This window comes from Clostridium beijerinckii (genome assembly GCF_008705175.1).
Taxonomy (GTDB): Bacteria; Bacillota; Clostridia; order Clostridiales; family Clostridiaceae; genus Clostridium; species Clostridium beijerinckii.
Genome location: NZ_CP043998.1, coordinates 3641498 through 3656232, shown reverse-complemented (window position 1 = coordinate 3656232; position 14735 = coordinate 3641498). Strand labels below are relative to the sequence as shown.

Below are 14735 nucleotides of genomic sequence, written 5' to 3'. Positions count from 1 at the left end.
TAGATAAATATACTTGCAAATTTGCTGGAACTTTAAGGTCTTATCTTTACCAGAAATTATAAATATATTTGTGGAGAAAACATTTGAAAATGAGCTGTTAAAGGTTCTTAGCGGTAGGTTGTTCCAGTTTAGCTTGTCAAACTGAAAGTTGGAGCATGCTAAACTGGATGCAACCTGCTGCCTAGAACCTTCAGCGATATTTTCATAGCTTTTCGGAATCAAAATATTTATAATTTCGGCTTGTATATAACTGAGTTTATGGAAGCAAGAAAATTTTTGTGGTAAAAACTATTTACAAGATACTACAAAAGTGCTAGTATTTATTATTAATAAGAGCAAAGTGCACGTAACTCTTAAAAATTAAATATTTTCAGGCAATGAAAGGGAAAAGTATTATAGAGTACAGTTTTCAGAGAGGAAATGTCACCGACTGTAAGCATTTCTAAATATGACTATGAGAAAAACTACCCTGGAGCTATGGTTTATTAGCAGATTTTGTGAAATGCCATCGGTGAAAATCGTTAAAAATTTTAGAGAAGAATTGAGTTTATTTAATTCAATTTGGGTGGAACCACGGATATTATGCATTCGTCCCAAGGCTTGGGACGGGTGCTTTTTTTGTACAAAAATATATGAATTTAAAAAAGTATGAGACGCAATTTGGAATAAGTTGTGTTATCGATTATTAACCTATAGATATATCTAATGTTATAAAATCTTAAAGAAGGAGGTAACAAGTTTATGATAAATATAAAACTTAAAGATGGATCAATAAAAGAAATTGCAGATGAATCTAGTATTTATGATTTAGCAAATTCAATTAGTAAAAACTTAGCTAAAGTCGCAGTAGTGGGGGAAGTAAATGGGACATTAGTAGATTTAACTTACAAATTAAAAAATAATGATGAGGTAAATATTTTAACTTACGATGATGAAAAAGCAGTTGAAGTTATAAGACATTCTACTTCTCACGTTATGGCTCAAGCAGTTAAAAGAATTTATAAGGATTCAAAGCTTGCTATAGGACCTGCAATAAATAATGGTTTTTATTATGATTTTGATATTGAAAACTCATTATCCAATGAAGATTTAGATAAAATTGAAGCAGAAATGAATAAAATAATAGATGAAAATCTTAGCTTTGAAAGAATTGATATTTCTAGAGACGAAGCAATAAAATTAATGGAGGAAAAGGGAGAGACATATAAAGTAGAACTTATTAAGGATCTTCCTGAAGCTGAAAAGATATCTTTATATAAACAGGGCGATTATATAGATCTTTGCAGAGGTCCTCATATTCCATCAACAAAGTATATTAAAGCATTTAAACTATTAAGCGTTGCTGGAGCATATTGGAGAGGAAACGAAAAGAATAAGATGCTTCAAAGAGTTTATGGAGTGGCATTTTCTAGTAAGAAAGAATTAGAAGTGCATTTGCATAATTTAGAAGAAGCAAAGAAAAGAGATCATAGGAAATTAGGAAAAGAATTAAAGCTATTTACTTTTGCAGAAGAAGGTCCAGGATTTCCATTTATGCTTCCTAAAGGAGTAATATTAAAAAATACCCTAATAGATTTTTGGAGAAAATTACATTACGAAGATGGTTATGTTGAAATTGAAACTCCAATAATGCTTAATAAGAAACTATGGGAGACTTCAGGGCATTGGTATCATTATAGAGAAAATATGTATACTTCAACAATTGATGAAGAGGAATTTGCATTAAAGCCAATGAATTGTCCAGGTGGAATGTTAGTTTATAAATCAGAATCACATTCATATAGAGATTTTCCAATGAGAGTTGGAGAATTAGGACGAGTTCATAGACATGAGCTTTCTGGAGCACTCCATGGTCTTATGAGAGTAAGAGCATTCACGCAAGACGATGCACATATATTTATGTTACCAGATCAAATAAAGTCAGAAATAAAAGGCGTTATTAATTTAATTGACAAGGTATATTCAAAATTTGGGTTTAAGTATAATTTAGAACTTTCTACAAGGCCAGAAGATTCAATGGGAAGTGATGAAGAATGGGAATTAGCAGAAAGCTCATTGAAAGGTGCCTTAGATGAATTAAATCTTGAATATAAAATAAATGAGGGTGATGGAGCTTTTTACGGGCCTAAAATAGATTTTCATCTTGAAGATAGCATAGGTAGAACTTGGCAATGCGGAACAATTCAGTTAGATTTTCAATTGCCTCAAAGGTTTGAGTTAGAGTATGTAGGTAGTGATGGAGAAAAGCATAGACCAATAGTAATCCATAGAGTAGTATTTGGAAGTATAGAAAGATTTATAGGAATACTAATAGAACATTTTGCTGGAAAGTTTCCAACATGGCTTTCTCCAGTTCAAGTAAAAATACTTCCTATATCAAATAAATTTAATAGCTATTCAGAGAAGATTAAGGATAAATTAAGCTCAGAATGTATAAGAGTTGAAATTGATCAGAAAGATGAAAAGATAGGCTATAAAATAAGAGAAGCTAGAAATGAAAGAGTTCCCTACATTATTATTATTGGAGAAAAAGAAGAAGCAGAAAATAATATATCATTACGCAGCAGAAGTAATGGAGATGAGGGAACATTAAATTTAGAAGATTTAATAGAAAGAATAAATAATGAAGTTAAAAATAAAGCTCTATAATTAAGTAGAGATAATACTGAAATATTAAGATATTAAATTTAAGGAATAATTAAAGTAAACAGCACTTTAGTTATTCCTTTTAATATTTCTAATATAAAGCAACCTTCCATTTAGAAATTTCTAGAGAAATCTTCTTAACATGTCGGAACAAATATGCATTTAATTTCGGATAATATACACATAAATATAGTCTTAATTGTGTTTAAGAAAACAAGATACTTTTAAATTCGGCTATTTTTTATAATGTTGAAATATACTGAAAAATGATAGGGGAATTATCTACCTACTATTTTTCAAGGCACTTAATCATATACCCACCTCGAGCCATAGTGATTTCAGCAGAAAATAATCTATTCTCCAAATAGAATGTAACTGGCTTTTCGGTACTGACAAACTGACACTTTTCTTTCGAACTTACACAATATTTTTCAATAGTATTGCAAATTGTCTGTGCAGATGGATAAGTTAAAGAATCATCCAAATCAACTAAAAAACTTTTTTTAGAGAGATTAAACATAGTGCTACATCCTTTCTTTTTATTGTTAATTATATGTTAGTTACCCATTCAACTAATTATAACATAATTAGCATAATATTACATTGGGTATGTCCTACATATATTGGTCTTCTTTAAAGAATATTTCATCTGATTCAACCATGCTATCAACGCCTATTTTCCCTAAAAATGTGCTAGTTCAAGGCTTGTTCTTTGAGGAATACGCATATGTTCAGGTTTTAGTCTGGTTATCTATGGATATCCAATTTGAGAATTATACTTATAGCTTGAAAAATCTGCTATATCAGAAAGGAAAGGTACTCTTTTGTGCAGTGTTACATTAGAGAATATGTTGCAGGCATTTCTTCATCATAAGTTGTTCTATTTTTGCTTGTCACGAGATTGTCTCGGGAGCATGCTGAAATGGTGCAACTTATGATGTTAGAAAGCCTCAACTTATTCTCAGTAACCGAAACAACAGAGTGCCTGTCCTTTCGATGAGTTATATGCATAATTTCAGGTCTAAGTTGTTTATCTATAGATACCTACATAAGAATTTAAAATATTATTTTAAATTTCTACAGTTTTTAATTTATTAAACAAGCAGTTATATATTATAATGTTATATATCACTTGATGAAGGAGAAGGAAAATATGTTTTTATTTGGCGGGAATAAATTAAAGGTAAGAAGCGAAGAAGATGAGGATGGAGTTAAAACTTTCGTGGAATACTATGGAATGAAGAAAAGCGATGAATTTAAAGTAAAGGTTTTAAATAAAATGATTGGAGAAAACCTTTGTTTAATAGTTTTGGACTCTAGAATGTTGTATTTTGGAAATCAAGTGGAGCATGAGGTTCCAGTTGAAGAAATAGTAGAGCATTTAGGAATTTCAAGAATAGCATATAAGAAGTTTGAAATAAAGAAGGTACCAGAAGTATCTATGTTTGGTATTAGCATAAAAAAGGGAACTAAAAAAACTGATAAAGATTATGTAATAGGATTTGTTGTAAATAAGTATAATTTTAAAAGAATTGAAGAATATGTAAATAGAATGAATCTATATTATTTCATAGATAACGCTGGACTTGGTGAAGAGGATTTATTACAGAAGTTAAGTGAAAATTATGAAGAAATTGATGAAATGAGTAAGGAATTTTACTGTGAGATATTTAATAATAATTACATAAGTCAGTTAGTTATTTCATCAGAAAATGAGAACGCTATGGCAATAAAGGAAACGGTTGGCAGGTGCCATTCTGAGTTAAAATAAATAGTTTCACTCTAAGAAGAATGTATGCAAATTTTATTATTTATTAATTTACTAGTGAATTCAACGTCTAATAGAATTAGCAAACATTCTTTTGCCTTGACAACATTATTAGATTATGGAATGATAATTAGATGTCGGAAAACTACTAATTGATTAATTATTGTACAAATGAAAAATTAGTTGAGATTGAAAATAATATAAATATTATCTAGATTAAATATGAGGGAGGTATAGGAATACTTTTTTGATAGAATTATTTCTATGCGTTTTTTTGAAGCTTAACAAATTGCAAGTTTAATCTATATAATAGTAGCATACTGAAAATTTTTTAGAAAAGGTTAATGAGTAGTATGAAGAGAATAAATGAAGCTTTTAGTGATTATGAATCCGCTGGCAGCATAAATACTGCTGTTATACAATCCGTAGTCTTGCGTAAGAAAACTAAAGTGCTGGAAATGGAGATTAGTTCAGATAATTATATTGAACTAGGGGAAATTGAAAGTTTCAATAGTTTCATAAAAGATAAATTCGGATTAAATGATTCTAAAATTATTGTAAAGTATAGTGACGAGGTTGAAATAAGACCTATAGAAAAAGAATTGAAAAATATCGTATATTCCTTATCTACAAAGTATCCTGCATTAAAGGCAGCGGTTAATAATAGTGACTATGAAATAGAAGGAAATACTATAAATTTTAATTTTAAAATTCCTGTAGCAGGTTTTCTAAAAACCATGGAATATGATAAGCAAATTAATAAAGCTATAAAGCATATGTACGGGAAACATTATAATATCAACTTTATTGACCAAATAGATAGCGAAGAATTAGTGAAAATTGCAGAAGATAAACGTGCTAATGAGATGAAAGTTATTAAAGAAATAAAAATTAACCAAAGCAATAATCCTCCTGAAGTACCTAAAGCTGAAGAAGGTAAGCCAGAGGTAAAAGCTGAGGGTGATGGCAAAAAGGCAAGTAATCCATTCTTGATTTTAGGAAGAAATGCTAATATTAAGGAAAACATAATCAAAATTAATGATATAACACCTGATGAAGGAAGAGTAGCTTTAGAGGGTGAAATATCTAATTTAGAAGCAAAAGAATTAAGAAGTGGAAAGATGTTAATTTCCTTTGATTTATATGATGGATCAAATTCAATGACTTGCAAGATTTTTGCAAAGCCTACTGAGTATGATGAAGTATTTTCTAGAATAAAAAAGGCCAAGGGGCTTAGACTTGCTGGAAATGCAGGATATAGTAATTTCTCTCATGAAGTTGAACTTATTGCTAACACTGTTATTGAAACAAATGGAATAAAGAAGTATAAGAGACAGGATAATTCTGAGGTCAAGAGAGTAGAGCTTCACATGCATACTCAAATGAGCCAGATGGATGCCATGTCTAGTGCTAGTGATTTAATTAAGAGAGCTATGAGCTGGGGAATGAAGTCTATTGCTATAACTGATCACGGAGTAGTTCAGTCATTTCCAGAAGCGCACAAATTGCTTGGAAGAGATAATCCAGATATGAAAGTCATATATGGAGTTGAAGCTTACCTAGCACCTGATAAAAAGCCATCTGTAACAAATGTTAGGGAAGAAAGTATTGATACAGTATACTGTGTTCTTGATTTAGAAACTACAGGTTTTTCTCCTCAGACAGAAAAGATTACTGAAATAGGAGTAATGAAAATTAAGGATGGCAAGGTTATAGATAAGTTCAGTACTTTTGTAAATCCTCAAAAGTCAATTCCTATGAGAGTTGTAGAGGTTACAAAAATAACTGATGATATGGTAAAAAATGCAGAAACTATTGATAAAGTTTTCCCTAAATTGCTTGAATTTATTGAAGGAAGTGTTTTAGTTGCCCATAATGCTGACTTTGATATTGGATTCTTAAAGCATAATGCGAAAGTTTTAGGTTATGAGTTTGATTTTACCTATATAGATACTTTAGGATTAGCGCAAGATGTATTTCCTGATTATAAATCTTATAAGCTAGGAAGAATTGCTAAGAATCTTGGAATAAAGGTTGAAGTTGCCCATAGAGCTTTAGATGATGTTGATACAACTGTTAAGGTGTTTAACATAATGATTGAAAAGCTAAAAGAAAGAGGCGCACAAACTCTATCAGATATAGATTTATATGCAGCTGATGAAGAAGCTAAGAAAGTAGCATATAAAAAGGTTAAAACTCACCATGCAATAATACTAGCAAAAAATTACGTGGGGTTAAAGAACTTATATAAATTGGTATCATATTCTCATTTAGATTATTTTTATAAAAAACCACGTATATTAAAGAGCATGTTTAAGAAATATTCTGAAGGTTTAATTATTGGAAGTGCTTGTAGTGAAGGGGAATTATATCAAGCGATACTTCTTGGAAAACCAGAAGAACAAATTGAGGAAATTGCTAATTTCTATGATTACTTAGAAATTCAGCCTTTAGGTAATAATGATTACTTAGTAAGACAGGAGCAAGTTCCAAATAAAGAATATTTAAAAGAAATTAATAAAAAAATCGTGGAACTTGCAGAGAGATTAGGTAAGCCTGTAGTAGCAACTGGAGATGTTCACTTCCTAGATCCTGAAGATGAAATATACAGACGTATATTAGAAGCAGGACAGGGATTCAAGGATGCAGATAATCAAGCACCATTATATTTAAGAACTACTGAAGAAATGCTTGATGAATTCTCTTATTTAGGAAGAACAAAAGCTTATGAAGTTGTAGTTACAAATACTAATATAGTAGCAGATATGTGTGAGCAAATAAGCCCTATTTCTCCTGAAAAATGTCCACCACATATAGAAGGCTGTGAGCAGACAATAAAAGATATCGCTTATGAAAAAGCTCATGAACTTTATGGAGATCCACTTCCAGAAATAGTTCAGGCGAGACTTGATAAAGAGCTGGATTCTATTATAAAAAATGGATTCTCAGTAATGTATATTATTGCTCAGAAGCTGGTATGGAAATCAAATGAAGATGGATACTTAGTAGGTTCCAGAGGATCTGTTGGTTCATCCTTCGTTGCAAATATGACTGGTATAACAGAAGTTAATGCGCTTCCGCCTCATTATAGATGTCCTAAGTGTAAGTATTCTGATTTTGAGGATTATGGCGTTTTAAACGGCTTTGACTTACCAGATAAAGTATGTCCTGTTTGTGGAGAAAAGCTTCATAAAGACGGAATAGATATACCATTTGAAACATTCCTAGGCTTTAATGGAGATAAAGAACCAGATATAGATTTAAACTTCTCAGGGGAATATCAAGCAAAAGCCCATAGATATACAGAAGTTATCTTTGGAAAGGGAACAACATTTAAAGCAGGAACTATTGGTACTATAGCAGAAAAAACAGCATTTGGTTATGTTAAAAAATATTATGAAGAAAAGAATCTTCCAATAAACAAGGCTGAAACAATGAGAATTTCAGTAGGGTGTACTGGTATAAAGAGAACTACAGGTCAGCATCCAGGTGGAATTATAGTTGTACCAAAGGGAAGAGAAATATTTGAATTTTGCCCTGTGCAGCATCCAGCTGATGACGCTAATTCTGATATTATAACAACACATTTTGATTATCACTCTATTGACCAAAATCTATTGAAGCTTGATATACTAGGGCACGATGACCCGACAGTTATAAGAATGCTTCAAGATATAACAGGGGTCGATCCACATGAGATTCCTATGGATGACAAGGATACTATGTCCTTATTCTTCTCAACAAAGGCTCTTGGGGTAACTCCAAATCAGATAAATTCAGAGGTAGGAACATTTGGAATTCCTGAGTTTGGTACTAAGTTCGTAAGAGGAATGCTTGTGGATACAAAACCAAAGACTTTCTCAGACTTATTATGTATATCAGGACTTTCACATGGTACAGATGTATGGCTTGGAAATGCTAAGGACTTAATTGATAATGGAGTAATTACCAGCATAAGTGATGCGGTATGTACAAGAGATGATATCATGGTTTACTTAATTAGAAAAGGACTTCCACCTAATACCGCATTTAAAATAATGGAAACTGTTCGTAAAGGTAAAGCCTTAAAAGAACCTAAATTTCCAGAATATGAAGCTATGATGAGAGAACATGATGTGCCAGAATGGTATATAGAGTCTTGTAAAAAGATAAAATACATGTTCCCTAAAGCCCATGCAGCAGCTTATGTAATGATGGCATTTAGAATAGCATGGTTTAAAGTTCATATACCTCAGGCTTATTATGCAACATACTTTACTATAAGAGCAAAAGCCTTTGATGCAGAATTTATGATCTTTGGAAAAGAAAAGGTTAAAGCAAAGATGCAGGAAATTCAGGCTCTTGGAAATGAGGCTGGTCCTAAGGATAAGGATATGTATGATGACCTTGAAATAGTTTTGGAAATGTATGAAAGAGGATTTAAATTCCTTCCAATTGATTTATATAAATCTAGTGCTACAAAATTCCAGCTAGAAGAAGAAGGAATAAGACCACCAATAAACAGTATAGCAGGTATGGGAAATGTAGCGGCAGAAGGTATAGCAAGTGCAGCAAAGGAAAAGGAATTTAATTCAGTAGATGATGTAAAGAAACGTTCAAAGATTGGTAATGCTGCCATAGAGCTTCTTAGAAAATTTGATTGTTTAAATGGCCTTCCAGAAAGTGATCAAATGAGCTTCTTTGATGCAGTATAGATTATAATTCATACTCAACCGAAAGAGAGAATACTCTGTTTTTCGATTGCTAGAGAATAAAAGCTGATGATTTCTAACATTAGAAGTTGTACCAATTACTGTTTGTTCCCAATATAAAATTGTGACAAACAATAATTGAACAACTTCTAATGAAGAAATCTTACATCTTTATTCTCAATGCAATGCTACAAAAAAGAGTAATCTCTCTTTCTAGTATGGTCTAAATTATAAGTAGAATTTAGGTTTTCTAGTGAATTTGTACTTTTATTTTATTAATATTTTAAAATTTGAACTTAAAAATTTATATAAAAAATAATATGAAAAAACACAGCCTACTGAGCATTGATGTAGGCTGTGTTTTTTTATTATATATTTGCTGTTAACTTAGTTATTATATATTTAAGTAACATAGATTATTTTCCATTATCTGTTGAGCCAACTTGATTGTTGCCTTTATCACGATTATTCTTGCCTTTCATCTTATCAACATTGCTCTTGTCATTCTTATTTCTGTTGTATTGAGAAGATCCCATTTTATATCACCACCTTACTTTTTATTTATTATTCGCGGAAAGAGTTTGTGATATTCATATTGAGATCAGTTTTTGTAATTATATTCACTTCCAGAGCTGGTAAACTCAATAAAGTCATCTGATAGTATGTCGCTTATCAGCCATGTGCTCCCAAGAAATATTTTACTTGAAGACGATACTATTAAACTCACTTCTTTTATAAATTGAGTTTGCAAAACAATTTGACACTAGAAATGGCGGTTTTTATTATTTCTAAAGTGCTTATAAATTTAAATTGATATTTAAGTGAATTGGATTTTTATTACAAGCTATATAGTGCCTAAATATTTTAGGATTGGGAGTTGAGTATATGGATTAAAAAGGTTTTACTATAAATTAAAATAAATAGCAGAATGAAAAGGACACAATAAAAATAGATGTGTGGGAAGTATTTGAAATCTAAGCAAGAATAAATTGGAAAGGGAAACATGATATGGTAGATTTTATTCAAAAAAGTATAGAAAATTGGATATGATGAATAAAAGCATGCAATTAATGTTTGCAGTTCCATTATGTGGGGTGCTATAATTACTTAGTATCGATATTATAAATATAGTAAATGGCATAGTTTGTTTTTAGTGCATAACTAATTATGTATTAGCAGATATGCAAACGGAGGGGTAATAATGTTTTGTAAAAATTGTGGAAGTGAAATTTTAGATGGAGATAGGTTTTGTGGATCTTGTGGATGCCAACAATTTGAAAATGATATGCGAAAAGAAACATTCACAACAGTAAAACCAATTGATAGTGGAATAATAAAAGTATTTAAAAATTACTTTATTAAACCAGTATCTTTTTTTAGTGAGTTAAAAGATGAAGAGTTATTAAAATCATCAATTGCTTTACTTTTAGGACTACCTATTATTCAGGGATTATTAAATATTTTATATGTTTCAGCTATTATTAATTCAATATTCAGTATGGTAAAAAAGTTACCTACGATTTTAGCAAGTGCAAAAATAATATCAGAGCAAGAAGCTTTGAAAGCATCACAACAACTTATGATGTCTAATGAAATATTGGATGCCAAAAATAAAATTAATGCATTTATTGACAATAAGGATATATTTATAAATGGCTTTATTCAAGTATTTGTAATAATTATTTTGACAGCTATAATATTAGCAATATTAAATGCAATAGTATTGAAGAGTAAGATAAAACCAACAGATATACTATTTATATCAACTTCATCATATATACCATTAGTAATTTCAATGGCATTAGCAAGTATAGTTACGTTAGTTAGCATTATTTTTGGATTACTTATAATTGGATCAGGGTATATATTATCATTTATTACTTTGTATAGCGGAATAAAACAAATTAGCGAAGAAAAAAATGATAAGGTATTTATAATAATGATAATATTATTCATTTCATGTTCTGCTATATTAGCATTATTTATTACAAGTCAAATAGAATCATCGTTGATATCAACAATTAATATATTTAATTCTTTTAAAAATATCATTTAAGAATTAAGTATATAAATAATTCAAGGAGTTAGTTTATGAAATATTGTAAAAAATGTGGAAATGAAGTAAGCGATAATATAAAATTTTGTCCAAAGTGTGGAGAGCTCATTAATTCAAATAATACACCTAATAATATAGTCAATAAAAAAAGGAAGATTGGCTTAAAAATTGCATTAATTAGCGTAATATTGATATTAATATTTTCAGTATCAGCAGGGGTAGCATATATTAAACAAAATGCATCTCATAAAGATGATGCAACTAAAAATATGGAAATATTAAACGTAGATATTGATAAGTACCCTGAAGTAACAGTCTCAATAAAAATTAATAATTATGCAAATAAGATTAATGTTAAAAATATTACAATAAAAGAAAATGATGCGTTTCAGAAAGATTTAAAATTATCTGATGGAGTAAATGATAATGAATATGCAATATCATACAAGACTTCAGACGAATCTACTAGCAGTGAAAAAAATATTAAAATAGCTTGTACATTAGATAATGATGAAGTTACAGCAGAGTATAGTTATACACCACCAGAAAAAAAGCAAACAGTGGATAAAAAATCTAACTCTTCTAATTCAGTTAACACATACGATAATAATGAGATAAAGGTCAAAAACTCAATAGAAGATTATGAAAGTGCATATATAAGAATGATTAACTCAAAGAATATTGACTATATTAAAGGATCAATAGATTTAAGTGGAGGTTTAATAAGTGAGTTTACTTCACTTATTAAAAATTATTCAGAACAGCAAATAGAAGAGGAACTAGTAAGTCATAAGATAGAAGATATAAAAAAAATAAGCAATTCTGAATATCAAGTAACTGTATATGAAAAATATTATATATCATATGGGAAAAATAAAACCTCATCATATACTGATTTTAGAGATACTTATGTGGTTAGATCAACTGCTTCAGATTTTAAAGTATATTCTATAAAAGATGTAGTGCAAATTAGTAGCAAAACAAATCCTTAATATACTTTAAACAATAATTAACACGTAACAATAGAGAGGTGAGAAAATGAAATTTTGTACTAAATGTGGAAATCCAATTGAACCAAACGTTAAGTTTTGCAAAAAATGTGGAAACCCAATTAAAAACTTAGATATAGATAATGAAGATATAAATAAAAGTAAACTTGATTTATCAAAAAAAATAAATAATAATGTAAATAATACTATAGATTTTTCTAAGGAAAATATAAATGAATCTATAACTGAACCTATTATTATACCTGCTAATGAATCATTGCAGAAAAATGAAAATGTTGAGAAAGAAAGAACTATGCATATTAATACTAGAGCAACTGAATACGAAAAATTTGAGCATAACAATGATACAGGTAACAATTCATCAAAAAATGGACATAAGAGAAGTAGAAAACCATTTTTTTCTGGAATGGCACCTAAAATCGCAGCAGCGGTTATATTAATAGTAGCAATTTGCATAGCTGTATTCTTCAATAGAATAGAAGGGGAATACTACATAATTAAAGCTAATGATACATCAATAAGTGCTAATGAAAAATTTCAATATGCTGTTAAGGCTGCAAAGGTATTAAAATCTAATACTACTAAAGACTTATTAAAAGCTAGTATTGTAGAAATTGCTAAGAATGATGTTGAATTAGCAGAAGAAGATTTAAATCAAGTATCAAGCATGATATCACAAGGAGACTATCAAAGTATTGCAATAGGTATAAAGGATAAAAAAATAGACAAGCTTTACAAAGATGGAAAATACCAAGATGCAGTAGCCGAGTTTAGTGAAATAGATAAACTTGGGGGAAACTTTAAAGATAATAAAAATTATGAAGATATTATGTTAAATGTAATTTCAAAAATAACTAATACTCCTCTTGCAAATACAAAAGCCTTACTTATGGAAGATAGGCAAATATGTTTTGATAACTTTGATGATGATCCTTTTGATGAAATAATAGAATTAAAAGGAAATGGAAAATACTCATATAATTCAGGATATAAATTAAATTTATATAAAATGAAAAATGGGCAATATAAATTAGTTGACAGCTTTACAATGGATCATGCATGGAATCAAACAATGCAGGGAGCATATAATTATGCTGATAATAAAAAAGGAGTATTTATCGGCTATTCAAATAATTCAAGCAATTCAGGTACAAGTGTTTTTGGAGTTGATAATGAAAAACTGCAATTAAAGGGAACTGTATTGGGGAACAAAGATACAAAGCCTGATGATGTAGATAATGACGGAATATATGAAATTGTATCAAATAGTACAAGCTTGGTGACATCAAATAACAAGGATAATACGAAATGGTATAAAGTATATGAAGATGGAAGAACTCCGACAGAAGTAAATGCAGGTGGGGGAGAAAAAGCTACCCAGAGTTCAAAATCTTCAAATGACTATATTTTAAAAGATAGCGATAAGACATATTTAATGGAAGATGATCTGAAGAATTTAACGAAGGATCAACTTGGGCTTGCAAGAAATGAAATATTTGCACGTCATGGATATGTATTTACTAATGATGAATATAAAAAATATTTTTCATCAAAAAGCTGGTATGTTCCAAATCCAAATTACGATGGAAGTGATTCTACTTTAAATGAATATGAAATAGCTAATTATAAAGTATTACAAGCATGGGAGCAAAAGAAATAGATGAATAAAATTTTATCAGGAGTTTTATCAATTTTAATATTTATAACTTTGTCTGGATGTAATTCAAATATAGAGAAAAAGGAAGTTAATAATACCCAAGAAGTTGAAAAAAGTGATGCTATAGAAACTGAAAATAAAACAGTGGATAATAGTGATGCACCAAAAGAAGATAATGATTCCTCAAATAATGTGGAAGAGCAAACGGTTGTAAATAAAAAAATAGTAGTCATTGATCCAGGACATTCTTCTAATGGAAATAAGGGAATGGAGAAACAGTCTCCAGATTCTGATGTAATGAAAATAAAAGATCCAGGTGGAGCGGAAGGAATTTCTACAAAAACGCCAGAATATATTGTTGCTATGAGTGTATCTAAAAAATTAAAAACTTTGTTAGAACAACACAATGTTACAGTTATAATGACAAAAACACAAGATTCTGAAAGCCCAGGCAATATTGAAAGGGCAGAGGTTGGAAATAATAACAATGCTGATTTAGCTATAAGAATACACTGTGATTCTGCGGATTCTCAAAGTGCTAGGGGAACATCTATGTTAATTCCAGCTCCAATAGGATATGCAAAAGATATTAGTGCAATAAGTAAAGTATATGGTAAAACAATACTGCAAGATTTAGTTTCTACCGTAGGAATGCCTGATAGAGGTGTAGTTGAGAGATCAGATTTAACTGGATTTAATTGGTCAAAAGTTCCTGTGGTACTAGTTGAAATGGGGTTTATGTCTAATGAAAAAGAGGATCAGCTTTTGAATGAAGACAGTTACCAAGAAAAACTGGCAGAAGGACTTAGCAAGGGTATATTAGAATCATTGCATTCAAATTAAATTTAGAAACTTAATTGAAAATATATAAATGTTTTTGAGGATTAAGAAAATTCCACGAAACATT

Annotated in this window: 8 protein-coding genes and 1 other annotated feature; of the genes, 7 read left to right on the top strand and 1 reads right to left on the bottom strand. The window is 29.9% G+C overall.

Annotation, left to right across the window (positions count from 1 at the left end; all coding sequences use genetic code 11):
- Positions 1 to 368: 368 nt before the first annotated feature.
- Positions 369 to 599 (top strand) — a binding site (T-box leader).
- Between the two features lie 142 nt (positions 600 to 741).
- Positions 742 to 2649: a threonine--tRNA ligase gene (gene thrS / locus F3K33_RS16335; RefSeq protein ID WP_039773542.1), complete on the top strand. Its 1908-nt coding sequence runs from the start codon at positions 742 to 744 to the stop codon at positions 2647 to 2649.
- Between the two features lie 286 nt (positions 2650 to 2935).
- Here the strand turns inward: thrS and F3K33_RS16330 are convergent, their stop codons facing one another.
- The gene (locus F3K33_RS16330) at positions 2936 to 3166 is read right to left on the bottom strand and encodes a DUF4318 domain-containing protein (protein ID WP_039773543.1); all 231 of its coding nucleotides are present in this window, start codon (positions 3164 to 3166) and stop codon (positions 2936 to 2938) included.
- A 633-nt stretch (positions 3167 to 3799) separates the two neighbouring features.
- Between F3K33_RS16330 and F3K33_RS16325 the strand changes: the two genes are divergently transcribed.
- The 6 genes from F3K33_RS16325 (at position 3800) to F3K33_RS16300 (ending at position 14671) form a co-directional block, all read left to right on the top strand.
- A complete protein-coding gene (locus F3K33_RS16325) occupies positions 3800 to 4417 on the top strand; it encodes a hypothetical protein (RefSeq protein ID WP_039773545.1) in 618 nt (205 codons plus the stop codon).
- Between the two features lie 350 nt (positions 4418 to 4767).
- Positions 4768 to 9108 carry a DNA polymerase III subunit alpha gene (polC, locus tag F3K33_RS16320; RefSeq protein ID WP_039773546.1) on the top strand — a complete coding sequence of 1447 codons (4341 nt, stop codon included), beginning with the start codon at positions 4768 to 4770 and terminating at the stop codon, positions 9106 to 9108.
- A 1198-nt stretch (positions 9109 to 10306) separates the two neighbouring features.
- Positions 10307 to 11161: a zinc ribbon domain-containing protein gene (locus tag F3K33_RS16315; RefSeq protein WP_039773548.1), complete on the top strand. Its 855-nt coding sequence runs from the start codon at positions 10307 to 10309 to the stop codon at positions 11159 to 11161.
- 35 nt (positions 11162 to 11196) lie between these two features.
- Complete coding sequence (locus F3K33_RS16310; RefSeq protein WP_039773549.1) at positions 11197 to 12153, top strand: zinc ribbon domain-containing protein; 957 nt, start codon at positions 11197 to 11199, stop codon at positions 12151 to 12153.
- 46 nt (positions 12154 to 12199) lie between these two features.
- Positions 12200 to 13831 (top strand): YARHG domain-containing protein, encoded by a 1632-nt coding sequence (locus F3K33_RS16305; protein WP_051144912.1) that lies wholly within the window; start codon positions 12200 to 12202, stop codon positions 13829 to 13831.
- The gene (locus F3K33_RS16300) at positions 13832 to 14671 is read left to right on the top strand and encodes an N-acetylmuramoyl-L-alanine amidase family protein (protein WP_039773550.1); all 840 of its coding nucleotides are present in this window, start codon (positions 13832 to 13834) and stop codon (positions 14669 to 14671) included. It begins immediately after the preceding gene.
- Positions 14672 to 14735 lie beyond the last annotated feature (64 nt).

Coding starts and splice junctions, on each gene's coding strand:
- thrS (WP_039773542.1), top strand. CDS start 742: ATGATAAATATAAAACTTAAAGATGGATCAATAAAAGAAATTGCAGAT.
- F3K33_RS16330 (WP_039773543.1), bottom strand. CDS start 3,166: ATGTTTAATCTCTCTAAAAAAAGTTTTTTAGTTGATTTGGATGATTCT.
- F3K33_RS16325 (WP_039773545.1), top strand. CDS start 3,800: ATGTTTTTATTTGGCGGGAATAAATTAAAGGTAAGAAGCGAAGAAGAT.
- polC (WP_039773546.1), top strand. CDS start 4,768: ATGAAGAGAATAAATGAAGCTTTTAGTGATTATGAATCCGCTGGCAGC.
- F3K33_RS16315 (WP_039773548.1), top strand. CDS start 10,307: ATGTTTTGTAAAAATTGTGGAAGTGAAATTTTAGATGGAGATAGGTTT.
- F3K33_RS16310 (WP_039773549.1), top strand. CDS start 11,197: ATGAAATATTGTAAAAAATGTGGAAATGAAGTAAGCGATAATATAAAA.
- F3K33_RS16305 (WP_051144912.1), top strand. CDS start 12,200: ATGAAATTTTGTACTAAATGTGGAAATCCAATTGAACCAAACGTTAAG.
- F3K33_RS16300 (WP_039773550.1), top strand. CDS start 13,832: ATGAATAAAATTTTATCAGGAGTTTTATCAATTTTAATATTTATAACT.